The 23,659-nt window shown below is 71.0% G+C and carries 23 protein-coding genes, 1 pseudogene and 1 riboswitch; of the genes and pseudogenes, 11 read left to right on the forward strand and 13 right to left on the reverse strand.

From position 1 onward, the window contains the following. Positions 1-61: 61 nt before the first annotated feature. Positions 62-952 carry a YihY/virulence factor BrkB family protein gene (locus tag JIX56_RS16500; RefSeq protein ID WP_257541459.1) on the reverse strand — a complete coding sequence of 297 codons (891 nt, stop codon included), beginning with the start codon at positions 950-952 and terminating at the stop codon, positions 62-64. 186 nt (positions 953-1,138) lie between these two features. Between JIX56_RS16500 and JIX56_RS16505 the strand changes: the two genes are divergently transcribed. Further along, complete coding sequence (locus JIX56_RS16505) at positions 1,139-2,602, forward strand: FAD-binding oxidoreductase (RefSeq protein WP_257541461.1); 1,464 nt, start codon at positions 1,139-1,141, stop codon at positions 2,600-2,602. A 94-nt stretch (positions 2,603-2,696) separates the two neighbouring features. Next, entirely contained in the window at positions 2,697-3,452 is a 756-nt protein-coding gene (locus JIX56_RS16510; protein ID WP_257541463.1) for a decaprenylphospho-beta-D-erythro-pentofuranosid-2-ulose 2-reductase, read from the forward strand. 96 nt (positions 3,453-3,548) lie between these two features. Here JIX56_RS16510 and JIX56_RS16515 read toward each other — a convergent pair whose 3' ends face one another. The 3 genes from JIX56_RS16515 to trpS form a co-directional block, all read right to left on the reverse strand. Further along, positions 3,549-4,769 carry a hypothetical protein gene (locus tag JIX56_RS16515; protein WP_257541464.1) on the reverse strand — a complete coding sequence of 407 codons (1,221 nt, stop codon included), beginning with the start codon at positions 4,767-4,769 and terminating at the stop codon, positions 3,549-3,551. Positions 4,770-4,807: 38 nt separating this feature from the next. Beyond that, positions 4,808-5,389, reverse strand: coding sequence for a 2'-5' RNA ligase family protein (locus JIX56_RS16520; RefSeq protein WP_257541466.1), 582 nt, complete (start codon positions 5,387-5,389; stop codon positions 4,808-4,810). 183 nt (positions 5,390-5,572) lie between these two features. Next, a complete protein-coding gene (gene trpS, locus JIX56_RS16525) occupies positions 5,573-6,586 on the reverse strand; it encodes a tryptophan--tRNA ligase (RefSeq protein ID WP_257541468.1) in 1,014 nt (337 codons plus the stop codon). A 143-nt stretch (positions 6,587-6,729) separates the two neighbouring features. On the opposite strand from trpS, the gene JIX56_RS16530 reads away from it, so the two are divergent. The 3 genes from JIX56_RS16530 (at position 6,730) to JIX56_RS16540 (ending at position 9,068) form a co-directional block, all read left to right on the forward strand. After that, entirely contained in the window at positions 6,730-7,308 is a 579-nt protein-coding gene (locus JIX56_RS16530) for an RNA polymerase sigma factor (protein WP_257541470.1), read from the forward strand. Then, entirely contained in the window at positions 7,301-8,197 is an 897-nt protein-coding gene (locus JIX56_RS16535) for a hypothetical protein (protein WP_443031828.1), read from the forward strand. The genes JIX56_RS16530 and JIX56_RS16535 overlap by 8 nt, the downstream gene beginning before the upstream one ends. A gap of 124 nt (positions 8,198-8,321) precedes the next feature. Then, complete coding sequence (locus JIX56_RS16540; protein WP_257541474.1) at positions 8,322-9,068, forward strand: hypothetical protein; 747 nt, start codon at positions 8,322-8,324, stop codon at positions 9,066-9,068. Between the two features lie 132 nt (positions 9,069-9,200). Here the strand turns inward: JIX56_RS16540 and JIX56_RS16545 are convergent, their stop codons facing one another. From JIX56_RS16545 to JIX56_RS16560, 4 genes and pseudogenes are all read right to left on the reverse strand, one after another. Continuing rightward, complete coding sequence (locus JIX56_RS16545; RefSeq protein WP_257541476.1) at positions 9,201-10,649, reverse strand: glycine hydroxymethyltransferase; 1,449 nt, start codon at positions 10,647-10,649, stop codon at positions 9,201-9,203. A gap of 31 nt (positions 10,650-10,680) precedes the next feature. Then, positions 10,681-10,769: riboswitch (ZMP/ZTP riboswitch) on the reverse strand. A gap of 97 nt (positions 10,770-10,866) precedes the next feature. Beyond that, positions 10,867-12,051, reverse strand: a complete 1,185-nt coding sequence (locus JIX56_RS16550; protein ID WP_257541478.1) for a glutathionylspermidine synthase family protein — start codon at positions 12,049-12,051, stop codon at positions 10,867-10,869. A 21-nt stretch (positions 12,052-12,072) separates the two neighbouring features. Next, positions 12,073-12,447: a hypothetical protein gene (locus JIX56_RS16555; protein ID WP_257541480.1), complete on the reverse strand. Its 375-nt coding sequence runs from the start codon at positions 12,445-12,447 to the stop codon at positions 12,073-12,075. 280 nt (positions 12,448-12,727) lie between these two features. Further along, positions 12,728-12,910: pseudogene (locus tag JIX56_RS16560) on the reverse strand (PLP-dependent aminotransferase family protein); the annotation flags it as partial. A 141-nt stretch (positions 12,911-13,051) separates the two neighbouring features. Here JIX56_RS16560 and JIX56_RS16565 point away from each other — a divergent pair. Both JIX56_RS16565 and JIX56_RS16570 read left to right on the forward strand, forming a co-directional pair. Beyond that, positions 13,052-13,831 (forward strand): hypothetical protein, encoded by a 780-nt coding sequence (locus JIX56_RS16565; protein ID WP_257541482.1) that lies wholly within the window; start codon positions 13,052-13,054, stop codon positions 13,829-13,831. A gap of 88 nt (positions 13,832-13,919) precedes the next feature. Further along, positions 13,920-14,861 carry a helix-turn-helix domain-containing GNAT family N-acetyltransferase gene (locus tag JIX56_RS16570; protein ID WP_257541484.1) on the forward strand — a complete coding sequence of 314 codons (942 nt, stop codon included), beginning with the start codon at positions 13,920-13,922 and terminating at the stop codon, positions 14,859-14,861. A 91-nt stretch (positions 14,862-14,952) separates the two neighbouring features. Here JIX56_RS16570 and JIX56_RS16575 read toward each other — a convergent pair whose 3' ends face one another. Continuing rightward, on the reverse strand, positions 14,953-15,942 hold the full coding sequence (locus JIX56_RS16575; protein ID WP_257541486.1) for a malate dehydrogenase: 990 nt from the start codon (positions 15,940-15,942) through the stop codon (positions 14,953-14,955). 473 nt (positions 15,943-16,415) lie between these two features. After that, the gene (locus tag JIX56_RS16580; protein WP_443031829.1) at positions 16,416-17,756 is read right to left on the reverse strand and encodes a DUF2690 domain-containing protein; all 1,341 of its coding nucleotides are present in this window, start codon (positions 17,754-17,756) and stop codon (positions 16,416-16,418) included. Positions 17,757-18,299: 543 nt separating this feature from the next. On the opposite strand from JIX56_RS16580, the gene JIX56_RS16585 reads away from it, so the two are divergent. Continuing rightward, complete coding sequence (locus tag JIX56_RS16585) at positions 18,300-18,833, forward strand: peptidoglycan-binding domain-containing protein (RefSeq protein ID WP_257541490.1); 534 nt, start codon at positions 18,300-18,302, stop codon at positions 18,831-18,833. A gap of 98 nt (positions 18,834-18,931) precedes the next feature. On the opposite strand, the gene JIX56_RS16590 is transcribed toward JIX56_RS16585, so the two are convergent. The 3 genes from JIX56_RS16590 to JIX56_RS16600 all read right to left on the reverse strand — a co-directional run bounded on the left by JIX56_RS16590 (position 18,932) and on the right by JIX56_RS16600 (position 21,903). Then, a complete protein-coding gene (locus JIX56_RS16590; protein WP_257541492.1) occupies positions 18,932-19,435 on the reverse strand; it encodes a helix-turn-helix domain-containing protein in 504 nt (167 codons plus the stop codon). A gap of 349 nt (positions 19,436-19,784) precedes the next feature. Further along, positions 19,785-20,234, reverse strand: a complete 450-nt coding sequence (locus JIX56_RS16595) for a DUF3017 domain-containing protein (RefSeq protein WP_257550915.1) — start codon at positions 20,232-20,234, stop codon at positions 19,785-19,787. Positions 20,235-21,048: 814 nt separating this feature from the next. Further along, positions 21,049-21,903 (reverse strand): bifunctional methylenetetrahydrofolate dehydrogenase/methenyltetrahydrofolate cyclohydrolase, encoded by an 855-nt coding sequence (locus JIX56_RS16600; RefSeq protein WP_257541494.1) that lies wholly within the window; start codon positions 21,901-21,903, stop codon positions 21,049-21,051. Between the two features lie 285 nt (positions 21,904-22,188). Between JIX56_RS16600 and JIX56_RS16605 the strand changes: the two genes are divergently transcribed. The 3 genes from JIX56_RS16605 (at position 22,189) to JIX56_RS16615 (ending at position 23,595) form a co-directional block, all read left to right on the forward strand. After that, positions 22,189-22,767, forward strand: a complete 579-nt coding sequence (locus JIX56_RS16605) for a hypothetical protein (protein WP_257541495.1) — start codon at positions 22,189-22,191, stop codon at positions 22,765-22,767. Between the two features lie 432 nt (positions 22,768-23,199). Further along, positions 23,200-23,370, forward strand: coding sequence for a hypothetical protein (locus JIX56_RS16610; RefSeq protein WP_257541497.1), 171 nt, complete (start codon positions 23,200-23,202; stop codon positions 23,368-23,370). A 36-nt stretch (positions 23,371-23,406) separates the two neighbouring features. After that, positions 23,407-23,595, forward strand: a complete 189-nt coding sequence (locus tag JIX56_RS16615; RefSeq protein WP_257541499.1) for a hypothetical protein — start codon at positions 23,407-23,409, stop codon at positions 23,593-23,595. The last annotated feature ends 64 nt before the right edge of the window (positions 23,596-23,659 follow it).

Raw genomic sequence — 23,659 nt, forward strand, 5'->3', positions numbered from 1 at the left:
GTTCCTCGTGGTTGATCGCGCCCGCGCGGCGGAGCCGCCTATCGATACAGCCCCGCGCCCCTTACGAGGCGCTGTCCTCATCCGGTGTTTCCATAGCGCTCTCCTCCTTGCCGCCCTCCGCTGTCCATGCCGCGCAGTACAGCAGGAGCTTCGCCGTGAAGTTGATCCACAACAGCAGGGCGATGGGGACTCCGAAGGCGCCGTACATGCTCTTGGAGGCGACGCCCTGCATGTAGCCGCTGAGGAGGAGCTTGAGGAGTTCGAAGCCCACGGCTCCTATGAGGGCGGCCACGACCAAGCGGCGGCGGGGTGGCTGCACGCCCGGGAGCAGGGTGAGGGCGTAGAGGAGGAGCAGGAAGCCGGCGAGGACGGCCACGGCGAACGCGGCGACGCGGAGGAGGATGCCGCCCCAGCCGTCGCGGTCGATGCCGAGTTGGTCGGCGATCCAGCCGACGGCCCAGGAGGCCACGGTGGAGGCGGCGAGGGAGAGCACGACCGCGCCGCCGAGGCCGACGAGGACGCCCGTGTCCTTGGCCTTGGCGAGGACGGGGTTCTCGTCGGGGTCCGGCTTCTCCCAGACCGCGCGCAGACAGCCGCGCATCTCGCCGACCCAGCCGATACCAGTGAAGAGCAGCAGCGCGCCGGCGATGATCCCGACGGTGCCGGCGTTGTCGACGAGGCCGGCGATGTCCAACTGGTCGGAGATACCGGGCACCTGTTCGGCGAGCCTGTCCTCCAGGTCCTGCTGCCTGTCCTCGCTCAGGGTCGCCGCGCCGATGGCGGCGGCCACGGTCAGCAGCGGGAACAGCGCCAGGAAGCTGATGAAGGTCATCGCCGCGGCCAGCCGCGTCCACTTCACCCGCTCCAGCCGTTCGTACGACCGCCACGCGTGCGTCGTCATCAGGCGCTCGACCAGGGGACCGACCCCGGGAAGCTTTTTCAGCCAGTCCATGATCCGAACTCTGCCCCAGTTGCGACCGGCCGATGCCGACCACTCGCGCCCCGGCCCGGAGATCCCCGTCCAGGAATTACGGCCTTCTTGAACGACATCCCATGAATCACCCGTTTCGGTGAGGCGGCAGAGCGCCCGCACCGACGCGCCCACTTCATCCCCATACGCGGCGATACGGTCGCGAGCATGCCAGCCGACGCCGCCGCAGCCAACCCGGCCCCCTCACGCCTCTCCCCCGGCCGCACCACCCCCGTCACCGGCTGGGGCCGCACCGCCCCGACAGCCGCCCGGCTGATCCGCCCGCGTACGTACGAGGAGGCCGCGGCCGCCGTACAGGCGTGCGGGGCACGGGGCGGGATCGCCCGGGGGCTGGGGCGGGCGTACGGGGACGCGGCGCAGAACGCGGGCGGGGCCGTCCTCGACATGACAGGCCTCGACCGTGTCCACGCCATCGACGCGGACGGCGGCACCGTCGTCTGCGACGCGGGCGTCTCCCTGCACCGGCTGATGGAGGTCCTGCTCCCCCTCGGCTGGTTCGTGCCGGTGACCCCGGGGACCCGCCAGGTGACCGTCGGCGGTGCCATCGCGGCCGACATCCACGGCAAGAACCACCACGTCTCCGGGTCGTTCGCCCGCCACGTCCTGTCCCTCGAACTACTGACGGCGGACGGTGAGATCCGCACGGTCGTCCCCGGCACCCCGCTCTTCGACGCCACGGCCGGCGGCATGGGCCTGACCGGCGTCATCCTCACCGCGACCGTCCGGCTCCTCCCGGTCGAGACATCCTGGATGTCCGTCGACACCGAACGCGCCCGCGACCTCGACGACCTCCTCGCCCGCCTCACGGTCACGGACCGCTACTACCGCTACTCCGTCGCCTGGATCGACCTGCTCGCGAGAGGTGCGTCGACGGGCCGCGCCGTCCTGACGCGCGGCGAACACACTCCCCTGGACGCGCTGGAGCCGTCGAAACCACCCTCCACGCGCGCGCGTGGAGGGTGGTTTTCACGCAGGGACGCACTCATGTCACGCCGGGACGCACGCACGAGTCCGTTGGAATTCCGAACTTACCGCCTCCCGGCCGCCCCCGCCTTCGTCCCGGAAGGCCTCCTCGGCCGTACGACCGTGGGCCTCTTCAACAAGCTCCGGTACCGCCGGGCACCCCACGCCCGCTCCGACGAGCTGCGGCGGATCTCCACCTTCTTCCACCCCCGCGACGGGGTCCCGCACTGGAACCGGATCTACGGCCGCTCCGGCTTCGTGCGGTACCAGTTCGTCGTCGGGTACGGCCAGGAAGAGGCCCTGCGCCGGATCGTGGGCCGGATCTCGGCGCGCCGCTGCCCCTCCTTCCTCGCCGTCCTGAAGCGGTTCGGCGAGGGCGACCCCGGCTGGCTGTCCTTCCCGATGCCCGGCTGGACCCTCGCCCTGGACATCCCGGCGAGCCTGCCCGGCCTGGGCGCCTTCCTGGACGGGCTCGACGAGGAGGTCGCGGCGGCCGCCGGGCGCGTCTCCCTGGCGAAGGACGCCCGCCTGCGCCCCGAACTGCTGGCCGCGATGTACCCCCGACTGCCCGAATTCCGCGCGCTGCGGCGGGAGTTGGACCCCCGCGGGATCTTCGTGTCGGACCTGGCCCGCCGCCTGGGCCTGTGAGGACCCGCGCCTCGGCCTCCACAGCCCGCGGAAAACCGGCGGCAGCACGGCGGAAGCCCCTCGGAAAACCCCTGTCCCCCACCCAGGAGCTGTCATGAAGGACGCCTTCGGCACCCCCCAGTCCCTGCTGATCCTCGGCGGTACGTCGGACATCGCGCTCGCCACCGCGCGCCGTCTGATCGCCCGCCGCACCCGTACGGTGTGGCTGGCGGGACGCCCGTCTCCCGCCCTGGAGAGCGCTGCCGTCCATCTGCGCGGCCTCGGCGCCGAGACCCACACCGTCTCCTTCGACGCGATCGACTCCGAGTCCCACGAGGCGATCCTCGGCAAGGTCTTCGCGGAGGGCGACATCGACATGGTCCTCCTCGCCTTCGGCGTACTCGGCGACCAGGCGAACGACGAACGCGACCCGGTGGCCGCCGCCCGCGTCGCCCAGACCAACTACACGGGCGCCGTCTCGTCCGCCCTGGTCTGCGCGCGAGCCCTCCAGGCCCAGGGCCACGGTTCGCTCGTCGTCCTGTCCTCCGTCGCCGCCGAGCGCGCCCGCCGCTCCGACTTCATCTACGGCTCCAGCAAGGCCGGCCTCGACACGTTCACCCAGGGCCTCGGCGACGCCCTCCACGGCACCGGCGCCCACGTCATGCTCGTACGTCCCGGCTTCGTCCGCACCAGCATGACCGCGGGCCTGCCGGCGTCCCCCCTCGCGACGACCCCGGAGGCGGTGGCGGCCGCCATCGAACTGGGGCTGCGACGACGCTCGGAGACGGTGTGGGTGCCGGGGTCGCTGCGCCTGGTGATGGCGGCACTGCGGCACGTGCCGAGGGCGGTGTTCCGCCGCCTGCCGTTGTAGGGCTGTGATCTCACGCCGGATCAGGCGGCGCCCCGAAAGGGGCGCGGGGAACCGCGCGAGCTGCCCCACGAACCGGCAGCCGCGACACGACCCCGATCACCCTTCCCGGAGCGAAACGACAACCGCCTTGCTCATCGGACTCCCACTCTGGCTCATCTGAACGTGCCCGACCCCGATCACCCGGTCGCTCCCCGGCAGCCGCGCCAGCTCGTCCACCCAGAGCGACTGCCGGGAGTCCTCGCGAACCCCACCCTCGTCCGGCAGCCGAGACCACGTGATCCTGCCGCACGTACCGTCCGCGGCGAGATACCGATTCCTGTCCAGGAACAGCCCCTTGGACCCGTCCCCCAACACCGGCACCCGCTCGGCACAGTCCTCCGGGGCCGCCGCCTGATCCACCCAACGCTTCCCGTCCCAGCGGATACGTACCGCCTCGTCGTCGGGCTCGTCCTCGACCTCACCGTGGTTGAAGGAGTGCGACCCGTACGCGCGTACGTCGTCCACAGCGAGGGCGACGACGAGGTCGAGCGACGCGCCGGGCTCGGGCGGCACCAGCTCCGGGAAGCGGTACGCGGGCCTCTCGGTCCGCTCCCACGAACGCCCGTCCCAGTGCACGGCGACGGGCTGGGTCAGCTCGGTCTCGCCGACGCCGGCCGCCGCGTCGGTGTCCCGATACCCCACGGCCCACAGGTCGTCCGCCGCCACGCCGTCGAGGGAGGCGACACCGCCGACGGGCAGGGTCATGACGGTCCACCGGGTGCCGTCCCAGTGCTGGGCCCGGTCCTCGCCGACGACGGCCCAGACGTCGTCCGGACCGAAGGCCTTGAGATCGACGAGCCGCCCGCTCGGCAGCGACTCCAGCGCGGACCAGGACGTGCCGTCCCAGCGAACGATCCGCGTCTGAGCCTGGCTGCAGTAACCGACGGACGCGGTCACCCAGACCCCACCGGACCCGACCGCGTCCAGCCGGGCCTCCATCACGTCCGTGCCCATGCCGTCCGGAAAGGGCTGCTCCCGCCAGTCCGAGCCGTCGTGGCGCAGGAGGAACTGCTCCCGCTCCCCGCCCGAACCCTCCCGGCTCCCGTACGCCCAGATGTCGTCCTCGGCGACCACGGCCAGGTCCCCCAGGGTCGCGGCCCCGTCGAGAATCCGGTCGTACGACCAGGACTTGTCCTTCTTCGCGGAGCCGCCGGACGATCCTCCGGACGCCTTCCCGGACTCCTCCGCGCGCTCCGGCGAACCGCCCAGCGCCCCGCACCCGGCCACGGCGAAGGTGAGCGAGGCGACCAGCGCCACCACGGTCCCGCGCGTACGCACGCGCCTCCCTCGTACCCCGCCCCGCGCAGCGGTTGGCGTCAGTGTGCCGGAAGCGTCGTGTCCCCCACCGGCGCCCCCGCCTGCGGCGGAACGACGGTCCCGCCGAACACGAACTCGCGCAGCTTGCGCCAGACTCCGTCGGCGCCCTGCTCGTAGAGCGCGAAGCCGGTGCAGGGCCACTGGGCCTCGTAGTCGGCGAGCGCCTCGAACGCCCGGTCCATCGCCTCCTCGGCGATGCCGTGCGCCACCGTGACATGCGGGTGGTACGGGAAGTTCAGCTCGCGCGCCACCGGCCCCGAGGCGTCCCGGACCTGCTTCTGCAACCAGGTGCAGGCCTCGGCCCCCTCGACGACCTGCACGAACACGACAGGCGACAGCGGGCGGAACGTTCCCGTGCCGGACAGCCGCATCGGGAAGGGCCGGCCGGCCGCCGCGACCTCGACGAGGTGCGCCTCGATCGCCGGCAGTTCGGCGTCCTCGACCTCGGTCGGCGGCAGCAGCGTGACATGCGTGGGGATGCCGTGAGCCGCGGCGTCGCCGAAGCCCGCGCGCCGCTCCTGGAGCTGGCTGCCGTGGGGCTCCGGGACCGCGATCGACACACCGATCGTTACGGTCCCCACGTCGTCTCCTGTCGTCGTGTCATGCGAGTTGTCGTATGTCCTTGTTGGTCGCGGTCCGTCGCGCCGGCTATCGACTGTACGGCCACGGCGGTGTTCCGGGCAGGCGCAGCGGGAGTGATGTGCGGCGCTGTCGGTGGTGCGAACGGTGGTGCGAGCGGCGCTCGGGGCCGAGGTGGTGCGGGTTCAGTGCTTGGCGGGCAGGAAGCCCACCCTGTCGTACGCCTGCGAGAGCGTCTCCGCGGCGACGGCGCGCGCCTTCTCGGCGCCCTTGGCCAGGATCGAGTCCAGCGTCTCCGGGTCGTCCAGATACTGCTGGGTGCGCTCCCGGAAAGGTGTCACGAACTCGACCATGACCTCGGCGAGGTCCGTCTTGAGCGCACCGTAGCCCTTGCCGACGTACTTCTCCTCCAGTTCCGCGATACCCGCCCCGGTGAGGGTCGAGTAGATGCCCAGCAGATTGCTGACGCCCGGCTTCTCCGCGGTGTCGAAGCGGATCACCGTGTCGGTGTCGGTGACCGCGCTCTTGACCTTCTTGGCGGTGACCTTGGGATCGTCGAGCAGGTTGATCAACCCCTTCGGGGTCGACGCCGACTTGCTCATCTTGATCGCCGGGTCCTGGAGGTCGTAGATCTTCCCCGTCTCCTTCAGGATGTACGGCTTCGGGATCGTGAAGGTCTCGCCGAAGCGGCCGTTGAAGCGCTCGGCGAGGTCACGGGTGAGCTCGATGTGCTGGCGCTGGTCCTCGCCGACCGGGACCTCGTCCGCCTGGTACAGCAGGATGTCGGCGACCTGGAGGATCGGATACGTGAAGAGGCCGACGCTCGCGCGGTCGGCGCCCTGCTTGGCGGACTTGTCCTTGAACTGGGTCATGCGGGAGGCCTCGCCGAAGCCGGTCAGGCAGTTCATGACCCAGCCGAGCTGCGCGTGCTCCGGGACGTGGCTCTGGACGAAGAGCGTGCAGCGCTCCGGGTCGAGACCGGCGGCGAGCAGCTGCGCCACGGCGAGCCGGGTGTTGCCGCGCAGGTCCGCGGGGTCCTGCGCGACGGTGATCGCATGCAGGTCGACGACCATGTAGAACGCGTCGTGGGACTCCTGCAGAGCCACCCACTGGCGCACGGCGCCGAGGTAGTTGCCGAGGTGGAACGAGCCGGCGGTGGGCTGGATACCGGAGAGCACGCGGGGTCGATCAAGGGCCATGCTCACCATTCTCTCAGGTGTCGGGGCCCGTTCCGGAACCGACCGGAAACAGACGGGACACGGGTGGGAACCGATCGGGCTCGGGCGGTGTACCAATTCTGTGAGAACGCGGGAGGGGGGGCCGCATCGTCGATGAGGCCGCGGTGATCGCACGCGTACGCGCCGGAGAGCCGGAGGCGTATGCGGAGCTGGTGCGCGCCCATACGGGCATCGCGCTGCGGGCGGCCCGGGCGCTCGGCGCCGGTGCGGACGCGGAGGACGTGGTGCAGCAGGCCTTCTTCAAGGCGTACTGCTCACTGGGCCGCTTCCGGGACGGCGCGGCGTTCCGGCCGTGGCTTTTGTCGATCGTGGCCAATGAGACGAGGAACACAGTGCGGACAGCGGGGCGCCAGCGGACCCTGGCCGACCGCGAGGCGGCCTTCGTCGAGGCCGAGCCACTGATACCGCCGTCGGCGGACCCGGCGGCCGCCGCGCTGGAGATAGAGCGCCGCGTCGCGCTCCTGGGTGCCCTGGAGAAGCTGAGCGAGGAGCATCGGCTCGTCGTCACCTACCGCTACCTACTGGAGATGGACGAGCCCGAGACGGCCGCCGCCCTGGGCTGGCCCCGGGGCACGGTGAAGTCCCGCCTGAGCCGGGCGTTGCGCAAGCTGGGCCGACTGCTGCCGGAGTTCGAGCCGGGCGAGGCGCTTGGGGTGAGGGGAGGAGGTGATGGGAGTGAGTGAGCCGGACGAGGAAGGCAGGGACCGGCATCGCGAGAGGGGCCGGGACCGGAACCCGGACCGGGCCGACGGGGTCACGGAGAGTGATGAGCGTGCCGTCCGGCTGCCCGAGGAGCTACGGGCGCTCGGGCGGTCGCTGGACCGGCCTGGGACCGACGGGGACGAGACCATGGTCGAGCGGGTCCTGCAACAGATACTCGCCGAGGGAGTACCGGCCCCGGTGGCCGAGCCACCCGGGCCGGGCGAGCGGCTGCGGGCGGTGCGCCGGTGGGCCCGGCTCCGCCTGCGCGTGCTCACCGCCGCGCTGTGCGGGCTGCTCACGGCCCTCGTCCTCACCCCTCCGGTGCGGGCGGCGGTGGCGGACTGGTTCCACTTCGGCGGGGTCGAGGTGCGGTACGACCCGTCGGCGACCCCTTCGCCAGGAGCGGCGGTGCCGGGCTGCCCGGACCCGGTCTCGCTCGCCGAGGCCGGGCGCCGGGCGGGGTTCGCTCCGCTCGTGCCGGGCGCGCTGGGCACTCCGGACGCCGTGTCCGTGACCCGTGCGCCGAAGGACCGCTTCGTGATCACCCTCTGCTGGGACGAGCGGGGCCGGACCGTCCGGATCGACGAGTACGCGGCTCTGCTGGCGCCCGGGTACGCCAAGAGCGTGGCGGGCCGGCAGGAGCTGGAGTGGATCGAGCTGAGCGGGGGCACGTACGACTACGCGTTGTGGTTCCCCGAGCCGCATCTCCTGCGCTTCTGGATGACGCCCGAGGACGGCTCCCTTTTCACCCGCTCCGAGCGTACCGCGGGGCCCACGCTGCTGTGGGTCCACAACGACGAGTTCACGCTGCGGCTGGAGGGCGTGGAGTCGAAGACTCGGGCGCGGGAGATCGCGGAGTCGTTGGAGTAGGGGCGGCCCGCATTCCCTCGACATCGGTCCCGCCGGGGTGGGAACCCCGGCGGTTCGAGCGGTGTACCAGAAGTGACACCGCGAGTGCGGGAGGGCCGCACCGAGATCGATCGGGGGGTGTCGGATGCGTGGACTGCGACAACTGACGGCGATGGTGGGCGCGTTGATCACGGCTTTCGCCCTGCTCCTGCTGGGGGCACCGCCTTCGGCGGCCGGCGGACCGACCAGCGTGCTGCTGGCCTCACCGACCAGCCACCGGACGGCTTCGCTGCACGGCACACAGGAGGAGTACGGCCGCCTGGAGAAGCTTCTCGCTCCAGCGGGCTCCGAGCTCGACCGGAGCCGGGAGGAGGCTCCGGAGTGGGGAAGGGAGGGCATATGGGGAGAGCAGATCAGCGACATGGTCAATGTGACATGGATGGCCCATGACGTGACGCCCTGGCGGGTGGACCGGGTGTACACGGCCGCGCCGGACCCACAGAACGTCTGGATCCACACGACGCTGGGCATGGGGGACGGCACCGACACCCGGGGCAATGGCGTCTGGCACAGGGCGAAGCAGCCGGAGGAGCTGAGGAAGCTGCTCGTGGACCTCGGCGTCTTGGGCAACGCCCCGGGCGACCCGGCGCAGGGCAGGCTTCCGTCGACGCAGGCACCCGCCGAGGCCCGGGCCGACACCGATGAGAAGACCGTCGGCGACAAGGCCGCAGCGAGCGCACCCGACCTGGCCGACAGCGCCCGGTGGGCTATACCCGCCTTGGGTCTGGGCCTGCTCCTTGGTTCCGGCGCCACGCTGCTGCTACGCCGAGCGGCGGCCCGACACAAGCCAGGACCGCCGCATGGGCCTCGTCAGGAGCTGATCGACGCGTGAGCGAAGGGTGAGCGGGGAGGGCGGAGGGCGGAGCCGGCGGTCGACCGGCGGCTGAGGGCCAGTCGCTGATATGGCCAGTCGCCGGTGGCCGGTGGCCGACGCCTGAGGAGGGGCGTCGGCCGGGCGGCGGGGTCAGCCGAGGTCGATCTCCGGGTACAGCGGGAAGCCGGCGACGAGGTCGGTGGCTCGGCGGGAGATCTCGTCGGCGACCTTCGGGTCGAGGACGTGCTGGGCCTTGGAGGGGGCGCCCGACTTGGTGGTGCCGGACTCGGTGGTGGTGAGGACGCGGTCGATGAGGCCGGCGACCTCGTCCATCTCCGCGGTGCCCAGACCACGCGTGGTCAGCGCGGGCGTACCGATGCGGATGCCGGAGGTGTACCAGGCGCCGTTCGGGTCGGCCGGGATGGCGTTGCGGTTGGTGACGATGCCGGAGTCGAGCAGCGCGGCCTCGGCCTGACGGCCGGTGAGGCCGTAGGAGGTGGCGACATCGATCAGGTTGAGGTGGTTGTCGGTGCCGCCGGTCACCAGGGTCGCGCCCCGGCGCATCAGGCCTTCCGCCAGCGCGCGGGAGTTGTCGACGATGCGCTGGGCGTAGTCCTGGAAGGCGGGCCGGCGGGCCTCAGCGAGGGCGACGGCCTTGGCTGCCATGACGTGCGGAAGAGGGCCGCCGAGGACCATCGGGCAGCCGCGGTCGACCTGGTCCTTGAGGGAGTCGTCGCACAGGACCATGCCGCCGCGCGGGCCGCGCAGCGACTTGTGGGTGGTCGTGGTGACGATCTGGGCGTGCGGTACCGGGTCGAAGTCGCCGGTGAGGACCTTGCCGGCGACAAGGCCCGCGAAGTGCGCCATGTCCACCATGAGCGTGGCGCCGACCTCGTCGGCGATCTCGCGCATGATCCGGAAGTTCACGAGACGGGGGTAGGCGGAGTACCCGGCGACGATGATCAGCGGCTTGAAGTCACGGGCGGAGGTGCGCAGGGCCTCGTAGTCGATGAGGCCGGTGGCGGGGTCGGTGCCGTAGGAGCGCTGGTCGAACATCTTGCCGGAGATGTTCGGGCGGAAGCCGTGGGTGAGGTGGCCGCCGGCGTCCAGGGACATGCCGAGCATGCGCTGGTTGCCGAAAGCCTGGCGGAGCTCGGCCCAGTCGGCCTCGGAGAGGTCGTTGACCTGGCGGGCGCCGGCCTTCTCCAGGGCGGGGACCTCGACGCGCTGGGCGAGGACCGACCAGAAGGCGACGAGGTTGGCGTCGATACCGGAGTGCGGCTGGACATAGGCGTGGCGGGCGCCGAAGAGTTCCTTGGCGTGCTCGGCGGCGAGGGACTCGACGGTGTCGACATTGCGACAGCCGGCGTAGAAGCGGCGGCCGATGGTGCCCTCGGCGTACTTGTCGCTGAACCAGTTGCCCATGGCCAGCAGGGTGGCCGGGGAGGCGTAGTTCTCGGAGGCGATCAGTTTGAGCATCTCGCGCTGGTCGGCGACCTCCTGGCCGATGGCGTCGGCCACACGCGGCTCGACGGCGCGGATCACATCGAGGGCGGCACGGAAGGCGGTGGACTCGTTGGAGAGGGGCTCAGCTGACATGGGGACCTCCGGACGTTGCGTTCAGCGTTCACGGTACGGCCCAGGCGCACGGCACTCATCTTTCCCGGGCCGCTCCCCGATGGTCCGTCCCATCCCAGCGCGCCAGTCACGACCCACCGGTCACCCTATCGGGCGGCCGCGAGCTCCGGGCCGGGACGTCCACCATGCGAACCACGAGAAGAGACAGGGCGGGAGACAGAGCGGGCGACAGCGCGCGTCAGAGGATCACGTGCGGGAGGAAGCGGGCGTACTCGTCCGTGATCAGGCCCGAGGACTCGCGGATGCCGAGGCCGGCGGACTCGTCCTCGACGACCCAGGCGCCGAGGACGACGTGGTTGCCGTCAAAGGTCGGGAGGGGGGACAACTCCTGGTAGCAGCAGGGTTCTCCGCGCAGGACGGGGGCGGTGCCCGGGTCGTGGAGGGTGACGCCGGCGCCCTCGCGGCCGAGGAGGGGCTTGGCGACATAACCGGCGGTGGTGGCCAGTTCGCGGGGGCCGTCGAGATAGGCGGGGAGGAGGTTGGGGTGGCCGGGGTACAGCTCCCAGAGGATCGCGAGGAGGGCCTTGTTGCTGAGGAGCATCTTCCAGGCGGGCTCGATCCACATCGTGGTCCCGGTGCCACCGCCGTTGTCGAGGGTGGCGAGGACGTGCGGGGCGAAGCGGTCGGTGGTGAGCCACTCCCAGGGATAGAGCTTGAAGATGCTGCGGATGAAGCGGAGCTTCTTGTCGACGAAGCGCTCGGAGAGGCGGTCCCAGCCGATGTCCTCCATGGAGATCCAGTCGGTGTCGAGGCCGGCCTGTTCGGCGGTTTCCTTCAGGTAGGCGACCGTCATCAGATCCTCGCCGAGCTCGTCGCCGGCGGAGTGCGCGAAGTAGAGGGGGTTGCCCGGCGGGAGGAGGGGGGACTGCTTCTTCCAGGTGTCGACGAGGCGTTCGTGGAGGGAGTTCCACTGGTCGGCGCCCGGGAAGCGTTCCTCCATCCAGAACCACTGGGGGCCGGCCGCCTCGACGAGCGAGGTCGGGGTGTCGGCGTTGTACTCCAGCAGTTTGGCGGGGCCGGTTCCGTCGTAGCGGAGGTCGAAGCGGCCATAGACAGAGGGCAGTTCGGCCCGCCTGCGCCACGCCTCGGCGACGAGGTCGGCGAGGCGCGGGTCGGTGATGCCGAGGTCGGCGAAGCGGTCCTGCTCGACGATGTGCGCGGCGGCGGCCAGGCACATGCCGTGCAGTTCCTCGACGACCTCTTCCAGCGCCTCGACCTCGGGGAGGGAGAAGACGTAGTACGCGCTCTCGTCCCAGTACGGGCGCAGGGAACCGTCCGGGTGGCGGGTCAGGGGGTAGATGAGCCCCTGTTCCTCGACGGTCTCCTGCCAGCCCGGCCGGGGTTCGATGGTGCGGCGTTCCATGGCTCTGACTCGTCCGCCGGGTCAGCCGCCGCTGGAGCCGGAGCCCGAGCAGCCGAAGCCGTCCCGGTCGACGGCCTCGCTGCGGCTGAAGGTGCCGTAGTCGGCCCGGCCGCCGCTGACGTCCGAGTCGTAGTACCAGGCGGCGTCGACCGAACCGGTCCGGCTCCTGTTGCCGCTGCTGTTGCTCTTGCGGTTCTTGCCGTACGACGAAGAGGTGGAACCCGAATTGCAGTTCTTGTCGGCGATGATCTTGTAGCCGTTGGCGTAGTCGTAGCTGTCGCGGTCCACGCAACGGCGGTCCGGATCGGAACCGCAGGAGGTCAGGGCCGCCGCGACGACGCCCATCCCACCGAGTACGACCGTGCTGGACCGCAGCCGCCTGCGCTGTTCTCCCATGTGTGCTCCCCCGTCGGGCTCAGACGGCCCGTTGTCCCCGGGCCGGTTCGCGATGCGGTACGCGATGGCCGACCGCGACGTGTCCATGCGTTATCGGCGCTCAGACTAGTGATCGATTCCTTGGAGGGGCCAATCGGGTGGGGCGGGTGCGTCGAGGGGGAAGCCGGCGTCCACGGAGGTGATCATCCGGTCGGGGTCCCGGGGAGTTCCGGTGGTCAGGGCAGAGCAGGGCCGTGCACGGGGCGTCGAGGGTGCCTGTCCAGGTGTGTTCCGGCGGGGTAGCGGTGGTCGTCAGGCCGTGGACCCCGCAGGACCGGTCGGTACCGCCCTTCGCCGCGACGGTCTCCGCGATGAGCGGGGGTGGCAGCACCAGCAACCCGAGCCGTAGCCGCGGCGCGAGCGACTTGCCGGTTGTGCCGATGTACATCACGTGGTCAGGGTCCAGGCCCTGCAACGCCCCGACCAACGACCCAGACGGGTGGTTGGCGAAGGGAGTGGCAAACCACCCGAAGGGATGAAAATGCGGGGGAAGGGGGCCGACCGTACGCTGAAATGTGGTGCGCCGGAGCACCGGGTCGCTGGAGCGCACCGCGGAGGTGACGCGATGCCCAGTCATGCCGGAAGAGCCGCCGTCGGAGCGGTGGCGGTCTGCACCGCGGCGGCAGCGGCCCTCTTCCTCTCCCCCACACCGGCGTACGCGGACCACGTGGATGACCCGTCCGCGCAGGAACTCTCCGACCGGGCGCAGGAAGCGCTGCAGGACGCGAAGTCGGTCCGCCTCGCACTCACCGACAAGAGCGCGGGCACGGAGACCAGTTCCACACAGCCGACCTCGATGGATCTCGCGCTCGACCAGGACGGCAACTGCGCCGGTTCCCTGGACATGGGCAGGGACGGCGGCAGCGTCGAGATCGTCAAACAGGACGACGAGGTCTGGATGAAGCCGGACGCCGACTTCTGGAAGGCCCAGATCCCCGGCGCCGAGGGCGAGGCGGCCGCCGAGCTCTTCAAGAACCGCTACATCCACGGCTCCACGTCCGACGCCCTCCTCAAGGGCATGGCCGACACCTGCGACCTCAATGCCTTCCAGGAGGGGCTCACCGATGACGACTCCGACGAGGCCGCGCCCCTGAAGAAGGGCGACGAAACCACCGTCGACGGCGACGAGGTCGTCCCCGTCTCCCAGACGGAGGACGGTGAGACCACCACCCTCCACATCACCACCGACTCCGACCACCACCTGGTCAAGGCCACCACGAAGGGCGACGGCTCCGACATCACCATGACCTTCACCGACTACGACGAGCCGGTCCCCTCCGAGACCCCTTCGGCAGACGACTCGATCGACGTCTCGAAGCTCCAGAGCGAACTGGAGAAGATCTGAGCCACGGTCCACGCCCGCCGGGCGAGGCCTCGGCGACATCCGGCATTGCGTCGACATCCGGTTTTCCCTTGACTAAAGTCAAAGGAATATGGAGGCCAAGCAGCAGTCCGAGCCGGTGGCCGTGCGGGATGTGCGGAGCCTGCGGCGGTTCAACCGTTACTTCACCCGTCGTATCGGGGCGTTGGACGATCACTACCTCGGGCAGGACCGGCCGCTCGGTGAAGCGCGGCTGCTCTTCGAGATCGGGGAGGTCGGCGCGGGCGGCGCGGGCGCTTCCCTGCGGGAGTTGCGGGCGCGGCTCGGGCTGGACGCCGGATATCTGAGCCGGATGGTCAAGGCCCTGGAGGGTCAGGGGCTGGTCCGGGTGGGGGTGCATGGCGGGGACAGCCGGGTGCGGGTCGCCGAGTTGACGCCGGCGGGCCGCTCCGAGGTCGATGAGCAGAACCGGCGGGCCGACGCGCTGGCCGAGGGACTGTTGCGGGGGCTGAGTCCGGCGCAGCGGGGCGAGTTGACCGATGCGCTGGCGTCGGCGCGACGGCTGCTGCGGCTCGCCGCGATCCGGATCGAGGCCGTGGACGGCGGCTCGGACGACGCCCGCGCCTGCCTCGACGCCTACGCCGCCGACATCGACGAGCGGTTTCCCGAGGGATACGACCCGGCCACCCTCGTGCCGCCCCATGAGGTCTCGGGGGACGCGGGGGTCTTCCTCGTCGCCTACGAGGAGGACCGGGCCGTGGGGTGCGGGGCGCTGCGGACGCTCGACCCCCGGGGCCGGGTCGGGGAGATCAAGCATGTGTGGGTGCATCCCGGAGCCCGACGGCTCGGGCTCGCCCGGCGGCTGCTCGGGGAGCTGGAACGGGCGGCCACCGAGCGCGGTTTCGGCGTCGTACGGCTCGATACGCATGCCTCGTTGACGGAGGCCCAGGTGATGTACCGGACGTGCGGGTACACCGAGATTCCCCGCTACAACGACGACGTGTACGGGGCCCACTTCTTCGAGAAGAGGCTCGCGACGCCACGGCGCCGGTGACGCGTGTACGCCGCTACACGCCGAACAGGCCCTGTCCGGTCGGAACCGGGACAGGGCCTGTGTGCGCAGGCTATGGAGCTTGGAGCTGCTGTCAGAGAAGGCCGAGCGCGCGGACCGCGTCGCGCTCCTCCGCCAGCTCCTGCACCGAGGCGTCGATACGGGCGCGGGAGAACTCGTTGATCTCCAGGCCCTGGACGATCTCGTACGTGCCGTCCTTGACGGTGACGGGGAAGGAGGAGATGAGGCCCTCGGCCACGCCGTAGGAACCGTCGGACGGGATGCCCATGGAAGCCCAGTCGCCCTCGGCGGTGCCGTTGACCCAGGTGTAGATGTGGTCGATCGCGGCGTTGGCGGCGGAGGCGGCCGACGAGGCGCCACGGGCCTCGATGATGGCGGCACCGCGCTTGGCGACGGTCGGGATGAACTCCTCGGCCAGCCACTTCTCGTCGTTCACGACCTCGGCCGCGTTCTTGCCGCCGACCGTGGCGTGGAAGATGTCCGGGTACTGGGTCGCGGAGTGGTTGCCCCAGATCGTGAGCTTCTTGATCTCGGAGACCGGGACGCCCGTCTTCTTCGACAGCTGGGTCAGCGCGCGGTTGTGGTCCAGACGGGTCATCGCGGTGAAGCGCTCGGCCGGGACGTCCGGCGCGGCGGCCTGGGCGATGAGGGCGTTGGTGTTGGCCGGGTTGCCGACGACCAGGACCTTGATGTCGTCCGCGGCGTGGTCGTTGATGGCCTTGCCCTGCGGCTTGAAGATGCCACCGTTGGCCTCGAGCAGGTCGCCGCGCTCCATGCCCTTGGTACGGGGGCGGGCGCCGACGAGCAGGCCCACGTTGGCGCCGTCGAAGGCTACGTTCGGGTCGTCCGTGATGTCGATGCCCTGAAGGAGCGGGAAGGCGCAGTCGTCGAGCTCCATGGCGGTGCCCTCGGCGGCCTTCAGCGCCGGCGTGATCTCCAGCAGGCGGAGCTTGACCGGCACGTCCGCGCCGAGCAGCTGGCCGGAGGCGATGCGGAAGAGCAGGGCGTAACCGATCTGGCCGGCCGCGCCGGTGACGGTGACGTTCACGGGAGTGCGGGTCATGGCGTTCTCCGTATGACAGCTGGCGGTGGGGCGTCCCTGCCCCTGGTGGGACGTACAAATGATCGATCTCTTGGCGTCAAGAGAGATCGGTGGTCAGGCTATCGCGCATCCGGGATCCCGGACGTCCGGGTCCGTGTGGCCCAGCCCACAAGTCGCGCCGCGCGTTACCGCTCCGCGGGTCGGGCCATAGGAAGAGGCGGCCGCCGGTCCGGGAGAGGGGACCAAGGCGGCCGCCTTGTGGGGGTGCCGGGCCGGGAGGGGGTGCGATCTCCCGGGTGGGCCGGACTCCCGTGGGGGTACTGTCCGCATGCCCCGGAGTGCGGCGGGCATTCCCCTTACACCGTGATTACTTTTTCGGCAGGGGCAATTACGGTGAGTTGTTCGACTGGCGGCCCGGTGGGAGCTCGTCGCGCCCACGCGGCGGAGCCGCACATGTCACCGCCCCGCGCCCCTACGGGGCGCGGGCGCGCCCCCTACTCCGTGCAGCCCTTCTGCCCCGACGCCAGCGTCACGCAGGCCGTGGCTTCGCCCGCGTCCTTCACCACGATCATCTGGGTGTAGGCGATGTTGTCGCCGGCCGCCTCGATCGCGGCGGTCTGCTTGGTCCTGCCGACCGTGACCTGGACCTCGTCGCCCTGGGCGGCGCCGGTGATGCGGGCCCAGGCGGCCTGGCAGGTCTTGCTGTACCGGACCTCGACCTTGGTCGTGCCCACGACGGCCTCGTCGGTGGTCCGCACGAGGTTGCCGATGCACCCCATGGTCTCCGGGTCCTTGCCGTCGCAGTCCTCGCCGCTGCACTTCACGCCGGCCGGGAGGTCGGCGTTCGTGCCGGTCGAGGTCGTCGGCGACGCCGACGGCCTGTCCCCGGCCCGGTCCTTGCCGTCACCGTTGGTGAACAGGAAGGCCGTCGCGATCACGACGAGCGCTCCGACGGCTCCCGCGAGGAACATCAACACCCGCCGCCTGGGCGGGGAATCGCCGTCGTCGGAACGGCCGCCACCGCCCGGCGGCGGCCCGAACACACCGGACGGCACCGAGGTACCACCGGAAACCTGGGCATCAGCGGGAACCGACGCGCCGGCCGGGACGCGGACCGAGGACGCCGACGACGCCGACGACGAAGAGGCCGACGACGGGGCTCCCCCGGCCGGGCCCGACGGCGATGCGGAGGACGGAGAGGAAGACGACGGCGATGCCGATGGCGATGCCCCCCAGCTGACGCGAGGCGCGCCGCCGGCCACGGCTCCCGCGCCGCCACTGCCGCCGTACGGCGAGGCCGAGGAAGAGGAGGACGCGGAGGAAGAGGACGGTGCCGGGGTGGACGGCGTGGCCGAACCCCCGTACGGCGGGCGCGCGGTGCGCTCCTCGCCCGGGGAGCGCGGCTGCGGCGGGACCGTCGGGGAGACACCCGCCGGGCCCGCCACGCCCGGAGTCGCGGTCGCGCTCCGGCTCGCTCTGCCGTTCTTGCCGCCCCTGACGGTCGACTGGCCCCCCGTCTCGCCCAGCGCGGCCCGCGCCTGGGAGATACGGATCGCTTCCATGGTCATGTCGTGGCGCATCTCCGAGCGGCTCCAGGCGCGCTCGGCCAGCTCCCACATGGTGGTGAGATGGACGGGATTGGTACCGGTCACCTCGGCCAACGCGACGATCGCGCCTTTCGGCGCGAGCAGTCTGCCGTTGAGATACCGCTCCCAGGACGTCTTGCTGTAGCCCGTGCGGTCGGCCACCGCTGCGATGCTCAGTCCACTGCGGTCGACGAGCCGGCGCAGCTGGCCGGCGAACTCCCTGACCTGTGAATCGAGTTCATCGGGCAAGGCCCTCCAACGAGGCATTGCTTCCCCCCTCTTTCCCCCGGATGTCTCTGCACTTTCCCCCGTGCCGACTATCCCTGTGCCGCGCATGATGCCCTCGCTGAATCCTGGTCCGGGACCGAGCCGAGGCCCTCGCCGGAGCCCCGTTCTGGACTACCCACTGGGATGCGCCCGGCCGGGATGTCAGTTCCCTGGAAAGGGGCGTGCGGGAGCATTTCGGGCCGGAGCATGCGCCGTTGCACGCCCCCTCAACGGCCTGTGGTCCAGTGTCCCACCGGCTTCCCGGATTTCCGGGCGGAATGGCAGGTCCACGCGTGGGACATCCCGGACCGTCCCAAATGCTCACGTTAGACCTGGTGTTGAGCGGGTCGACGCGAAATCCTCGAACTTGTCAACACATCGACACAGCGAGCACACATGCACAGTCACGTGAGTCGAACAGGGGCTTGTACGCCTCGTACACCTCATACGCCTCGACGGGACCGTGTGCGTCAGACCGTGTGCGTCAGTGAATGTCGAAAGGTCAACGGGGACCAGGGGGATCACATGCAACACAAGGCCAGGCTGCTGCTCGCGGCCGTCGCCGTGACGGCCTCGGCCGGGCTCGCGCTCGGCGCCGCCGCTCCGCTCGCCACGGCCTCCGGGCCGCACGTCGTCGACGGCTCCGGAGCCGCGTACAACGACTGGGGCGACGAGGGCACGCTGTCCGTCAACAAGCACTCCAAGAGCAACGCGACGCGGCTGTGGCAGAGCGTGCTGTACGCCGACGGCGCCAGGTGGAAGGACTCCAGCGGGGATCTGCACACCTTCACCGCGTCGGACATCGACGGGATCTTCGGCTGGAAGACCCGCTCGGCGACCAAGTACTGGCAGGCGCAGGAGGAGTTGGAGGACGTCGACGGGATCGTCGGCAAGGAGACCTTCGGGCAGGCCGACGGTTTCCTGGACGGGCCGTCCAGCGACGGTCTCGTCACCTACTCGGGTCTGGTGAACAAGGTGGACTTCAAGCGGCTCGACGGGGAGTACTACGTCAGGATCGGCTCGAAGTGGAAGGTCGCCGCGTACAACTGGCGGAGCTGAGCGACCTGTGACACCGGGGCTGTGCCGCCAGCCCCGTAGCACCGGGCCTGTAATCACGGGCCTGTAACCACGGGCCTGTAACCGCGGGCAAGGGGCCGTCACGGCAACGTGACGGCCCCTATCAGCGCGACGCCGACGAGGGCCAGGGCGACGAGGACGGCGAGCGCGGCGTAGAGGGCGATGCGGCCGGGCGGGCGGGGCTCCGGCTCCTCGGCGGGGGTGTCCCACCAGGGGAGCGTGGGGTCGTCCTCGTACGCCTCCGAGCCGGCTTCCGCGCCCGCCCCCTCTGCCGTGGTGCTGGGCGGCTGGGCCGGGGGCACGGTCTGCGTCGCCGGGCGCGGCCAGACCCGTACGGCCAGTTCCCAGCGCACTCCGAAGCGTTCGGCGTCCTCCCCCGCGACCCGGCACAGGGCGACGACCGCCTGGCGGGGCGGGGGCTGCGTCGCGTTGAGGTACCGCTGCCAGGAGGACTTGCTGTACGCGGTGCGCGCGGCGAGCGCGACGAGACTGAGTCCCGTGCGGTCCTTCAGCAGGCGCAGCTGCTCAACGAAGTGCTGTACCTCCGGGGGGAGTTCGTCCGGCAGCGGCTGCCAGGCGCTCATCGGCTGCCTCCTCGGCTCGGGGGGTCTGAGCAGGTGACGACGGTGGTGGGCGGACCGGTTCCCACCCTCCCGAGGGCGCGAAGGGGCTCTCGAGGTGGTGTGGGTGAGCGCATCGAGCGACGTGGAGACCGGCGTGAAGTGAACGTCCGGGGGCCGTCGTCGTGGCCCGGTGCGGACACCTCGGCGGAATGGTCACTTCCGTGCCACAGCGGGCTGACAGGTGTTGAACAGGGCGTTCACCGCGGGGGAATGTGGAGCGCGACGGCGGTCCGTCCTTACTCGGGGGAGGGGACGGGCCGCCGTCGTGTGTGCTCGGGACGGGGGCCTTCATGACACTCCCCGAGCGCCGTCAGCCCGCCTCGTCGCCCACCGTGAAGTGCAGCGCGTCCTTCAGGACGGGGATCTGCAGCAACGGGTCCGGCTGGGCCATCAGCGCGAGGAGCACGATGGCGCTGCCCAGGACGATGTACGTGACCATGTCGGTGAAGCGGGAGCGGACGGCGAGCATGCCGACGTCCGGTACGGTCCAGCGCAGCACCGCGCCGCCGAGCAGCGCGGCCCCGATCAGGATCGTGCCGAGCCGGAACGCGTCCAGCGCGGTGATCAGCAGCCCGAGTCCCACGGTGCACAGCACGACGAGGATCGGCCACTGGCGGACGGGCGCGGGCGCCTCACGCGACGCAGCCCGGCCACCGCCCTCGGGCCGCGCCGTGTCCTTGGTGAACATCGGAAACCGCCGAGTGGTCCGAACGGGTTTGCCGTCGGCATCCGGCACGCTGATCGGATCCCGCACCTCGATCTCACCGCCGGCCTCGCCGGCCCCGACCCCGGCGGCCCCGGCCGCCTCGGTCCCGGCCGCGCCGGTCCCGGCCGCGCCGGTCGCCTCTGCGGACCCGGTCGCGCCGGCGGCCCTGGCGGTAGCGGTCGCCCCTGTGGTCCCGGTCCGCGCCCCGGCGGCCCCGGTGGCCTCTGGAGCCCCGGTCGCGCCGACCCTGGCGGTGCCGGTGGCCCCGGCTGGCCCGGTCGCCTCTGCAGTCCCGGTCGCCCGGGTCGCCTCTGCGGACCCGGCAGCCCCTGCGGTCCCGCTAGCCCCGGCAGCCCCGGTGGCCTCTTCGGTCCCGGCAGGCCCGGCAGCCTCTTCCATCCCGGCAGCCCCGCGAGCCCTGGCAGCCTCTGCGGCCCCGATAACCCCGGCAGACCCGCCAGCCCCGGCAGCCCCGGTGCCCTCTGCCATCCCGGCCGTTTCGGTAGTCCCCGCCGCCCCTGACATGTCCGCCCTCTCCGACGCCGCCGACTCGTCCGTCTTTCCCGGTCGCTCGGACGACCCCGGCCGACCCGTCCTCTCCAGCCGCTCGGACGACCCCGGCCGACCCGTGGTCTCCCCCGGCCCGCCCGTCGCCTTCCCGGACCTGCCGCCGTCAGACGTCACGGCATGCTCGGCCCGCTCCGAGGTCCTCGACGTCGCCGAAGCCTCCGAAGCCCCCGGCTTCACCGATTCCCCCGGCCTCACCGAACCCACCGGCCTCACCGAATCCCCCGGCTTTCCCGGCCCGCCGGCCTTCTCCGACGCTTTCGACGCCCTCGGCAACCCCGACGCCCCCTTCGCGTCGCCGTCAGCCGACACTGCGCTCCGCCGCCTCGACCACGTTGACGAGCAGCTGGGCCCGGGTCATGGGGCCGACGCCGCCGGGGTTGGGGGAGATCCAGCCGGCGACCTCGGCGACTCCGGGGTGGACGTCGCCGACGATCTTGCCCTCGGCGGAGCGGGAGACACCGACGTCGAGGACGGCGGCGCCCGGCTTCACGTCCTCGGGCCGGACGAGGTGGGCGGAGCCGGCGGCGGCGACGATGATGTCGGCGCGCTTCAGGTGCGAGGCCAGGTCACGCGTGCCGGTGTGGCACTGGGTCACCGTCGCGTTCTCGCTGCGCCGGGTGAGGAGCAGCGGCATCGGGCGGCCGATGGTGACACCGCGGCCGACGACCACGACCTCGGCGCCCTTGATCTCGACGCCGTACTGGCGGAGGAGGGTGAGGACGCCGTTCGGGGTGCAGGGCAGCGGGGCGGGCTCGTTCAGGACCAGTCGCCCGAGGTTCATCGGGTGGAGGCCGTCCGCGTCCTTGTCGGGGTCCATCAGTTCGAGGATGCGGTTCTCGTCGATGCCCCTGGGAAGCGGCAGCTGGACGATGTAGCCGGTGCAGGCGGGGTCCTCGTTCAGCTCCCGCACCACCGCCTCGATCTCCTCCTGGGTGGCGGTCGCGGGCAGTTCACGCTGGATGGAGGCGATGCCGACCTGCGCGCAGTCGCGGTGCTTGCCCGCGACGTACTTCTGGCTGCCGGGGTCTTCCCCGACCAGGATCGTGCCGAGTCCGGGCGTGACGCCCTTCTCCTTCAGCACCGCCACGCGGGCGGTCAGATCGGACTTGATCGCGGCTGCGGTGGCCTTGCCATCGAGAATCTGGGCGCTCATGGGCCCAATCTTCGCGGATGACCGGCGCCGGGTTCCAATCGGTCACCTGCCGGACGCCCTCGTACCGCTTCCGGACGCGCGGCGGCGACCGTCTCCGACAAGATCGCATGTGTTGCACTTGCACAACACCCCAGGAATGTCGCTGGACATCCGGCCGGGCATATAAAACGATTGAGGGCACAGTGCCGCGGGCACTGCCGGGGGGCGTGACCACATCAACAGATCAGGGCATTCCTCCGAACCGTGCCGCGCGTCCCCGCACCAGGCAACGGAGGAAATCCCGCCATGAGCTACGGCGACCCGAACAACCCGTACGGCCAGCCCCAGCAGCAGCCGCCCGCCCAGAACTACGGCTACCCGCAGCAGACCCCGCCCCAGCAGCCGGGGTACGGCTACCCGGCCGCCCCTCCGGTCTCCCAGGGGTACGGCGGCTACCCGACCGCGCCCGAGACCATGCCCAGCACGGTCAACGCGGCCCGCATCATGCTCTGGGTCATCGTCGGCCTGCAGGTGATCGGCGTGCTCCTGTACGGCATCGGCGCGATCGGCGTGGCCGCGGCCAGCGACAGCACCGAGGACCCCGCCCTCGCGGAGGCGCTCGGCGACATCCCCATCGGCCAGATGGTGGCGATCGCCATCTTCGCGACGGCCTGGCTCGTCTACGCGATCATGCTGGCCGTGAAGTTCAAGTCCGGCGGCAACGGCGTACGCGTCGCCGCGCTGGTCTTCGGCATCATCACCGCGGTCCTGGGCGTCTTCCCGTTCTTCCTGATCGGCCTGGTCCACCTGGTGCTGGGCGTCCTGATCGCCGTCTTCGTCGGCAACGCCAACGGCAAGGCGTGGTTCAACCGCCCGCGGTACTGAGCCGCCGAGCACACGAAGGGCCGTGCCTCCCGTACGAGGGGGGCACGGCCCTCGGTCTGTCACAGCGCCATGTTCGCCCGTGCCACGCGCGCGACGGGGCTGACCGGCGGCCCTGGAACATTTCAGGTTCCGCTCGTTCTTCCCGGTCCTGAGGATGGGGGCATCGTCACGACAACGGGGAAGGACCACCCATGACCATCCGGAAGCAGTTCGTCGCCGCCGCCATGACCGGGGTACTCGCGGGCGGCGGTCTGGTCGCCGCCACCGCGACCACCGCCGGCGCGGCCACCACCGGCAAGGCGGCTGCCTGCTACGACATCACCAAGACCTACTCCAAGCCGTCGGGCACGTACGTCACGCCGAAGGGCTCCGCGTTCTTCAAGACCACCAAGCGCTGCGCCGACATCAACGTCAAGAGCAGCGGACCGCAAGATGAAGGTCTGCTTCTACAAGTCCAACGGCAAGCTGAACTACTGCCAGTCGACCTTCAAGCTCGCCAAGAAGGGCAAGTGGACGGTCATCGCCACCGACGTCAAGGACGGCGTGAAGTTCAAGCTGAGCTTCACGACCTCGGCCAGGGCAGTCGGCAAGGTCGCCGCCTGACGACCCGGCCCGCGCACCACGGCACGGAATGCCCCGGTGGCCCCGCTCCTCTCAGGAGTCGGGGCCACCCCCACTGACACCGACGCCTTCCCGCTGAACCCGCGCAACGCGGAGAACGCGGAGGTCACGTCCATGCCGTCGTTCGGCCGCCACGACATCGTCGCCCTGCTCACCTGGGTCTTCATCCACCTCTTCCGGGTGTCCTGCCCGGCCGTCGGGCGGTAGCCGAGCGGCCGAGCCGACCGGGCCAGGTCACTCCCCGCCCCCGGGCCCCGCCCCGGGCCCGGCA

Origin of the sequence: Streptomyces sp. CA-210063 (assembly GCF_024612015.1) — a bacterium.
Taxonomy (GTDB): domain Bacteria; phylum Actinomycetota; class Actinomycetes; order Streptomycetales; family Streptomycetaceae; genus Streptomyces.

What these genes read in the sequence shown, in the direction of transcription:
- JIX56_RS16545 (WP_257541476.1), bottom strand. Translation starts at nt 10,649, where the DNA reads ATGTCAGCTGAGCCCCTCTCCAACGAGTCCACCGCCTTCCGTGCCGCC.
- JIX56_RS16555 (WP_257541480.1), bottom strand. Translation starts at nt 12,447, where the DNA reads ATGGGAGAACAGCGCAGGCGGCTGCGGTCCAGCACGGTCGTACTCGGT.
- trpS (WP_257541468.1), bottom strand. Translation starts at nt 6,586, where the DNA reads ATGGCCCTTGATCGACCCCGCGTGCTCTCCGGTATCCAGCCCACCGCC.
- JIX56_RS16575 (WP_257541486.1), bottom strand. Translation starts at nt 15,942, where the DNA reads ATGACCCGCACTCCCGTGAACGTCACCGTCACCGGCGCGGCCGGCCAG.
- JIX56_RS16500 (WP_257541459.1), bottom strand. Translation starts at nt 952, where the DNA reads ATGGACTGGCTGAAAAAGCTTCCCGGGGTCGGTCCCCTGGTCGAGCGC.
- JIX56_RS16550 (WP_257541478.1), bottom strand. Translation starts at nt 12,051, where the DNA reads ATGGAACGCCGCACCATCGAACCCCGGCCGGGCTGGCAGGAGACCGTC.
- JIX56_RS16570 (WP_257541484.1), top strand. Translation starts at nt 13,920, where the DNA reads ATGGAGGCCAAGCAGCAGTCCGAGCCGGTGGCCGTGCGGGATGTGCGG.
- JIX56_RS16505 (WP_257541461.1), top strand. Translation starts at nt 1,139, where the DNA reads ATGCCAGCCGACGCCGCCGCAGCCAACCCGGCCCCCTCACGCCTCTCC.
- JIX56_RS16590 (WP_257541492.1), bottom strand. Translation starts at nt 19,435, where the DNA reads ATGAGCGCCTGGCAGCCGCTGCCGGACGAACTCCCCCCGGAGGTACAG.
- JIX56_RS16605 (WP_257541495.1), top strand. Translation starts at nt 22,189, where the DNA reads ATGAGCTACGGCGACCCGAACAACCCGTACGGCCAGCCCCAGCAGCAG.
- JIX56_RS16565 (WP_257541482.1), top strand. Translation starts at nt 13,052, where the DNA reads ATGCCCAGTCATGCCGGAAGAGCCGCCGTCGGAGCGGTGGCGGTCTGC.
- JIX56_RS16600 (WP_257541494.1), bottom strand. Translation starts at nt 21,903, where the DNA reads ATGAGCGCCCAGATTCTCGATGGCAAGGCCACCGCAGCCGCGATCAAG.
- JIX56_RS16540 (WP_257541474.1), top strand. Translation starts at nt 8,322, where the DNA reads ATGCGTGGACTGCGACAACTGACGGCGATGGTGGGCGCGTTGATCACG.
- JIX56_RS16610 (WP_257541497.1), top strand. Translation starts at nt 23,200, where the DNA reads ATGAAGGTCTGCTTCTACAAGTCCAACGGCAAGCTGAACTACTGCCAG.
- JIX56_RS16510 (WP_257541463.1), top strand. Translation starts at nt 2,697, where the DNA reads ATGAAGGACGCCTTCGGCACCCCCCAGTCCCTGCTGATCCTCGGCGGT.
- JIX56_RS16585 (WP_257541490.1), top strand. Translation starts at nt 18,300, where the DNA reads ATGCAACACAAGGCCAGGCTGCTGCTCGCGGCCGTCGCCGTGACGGCC.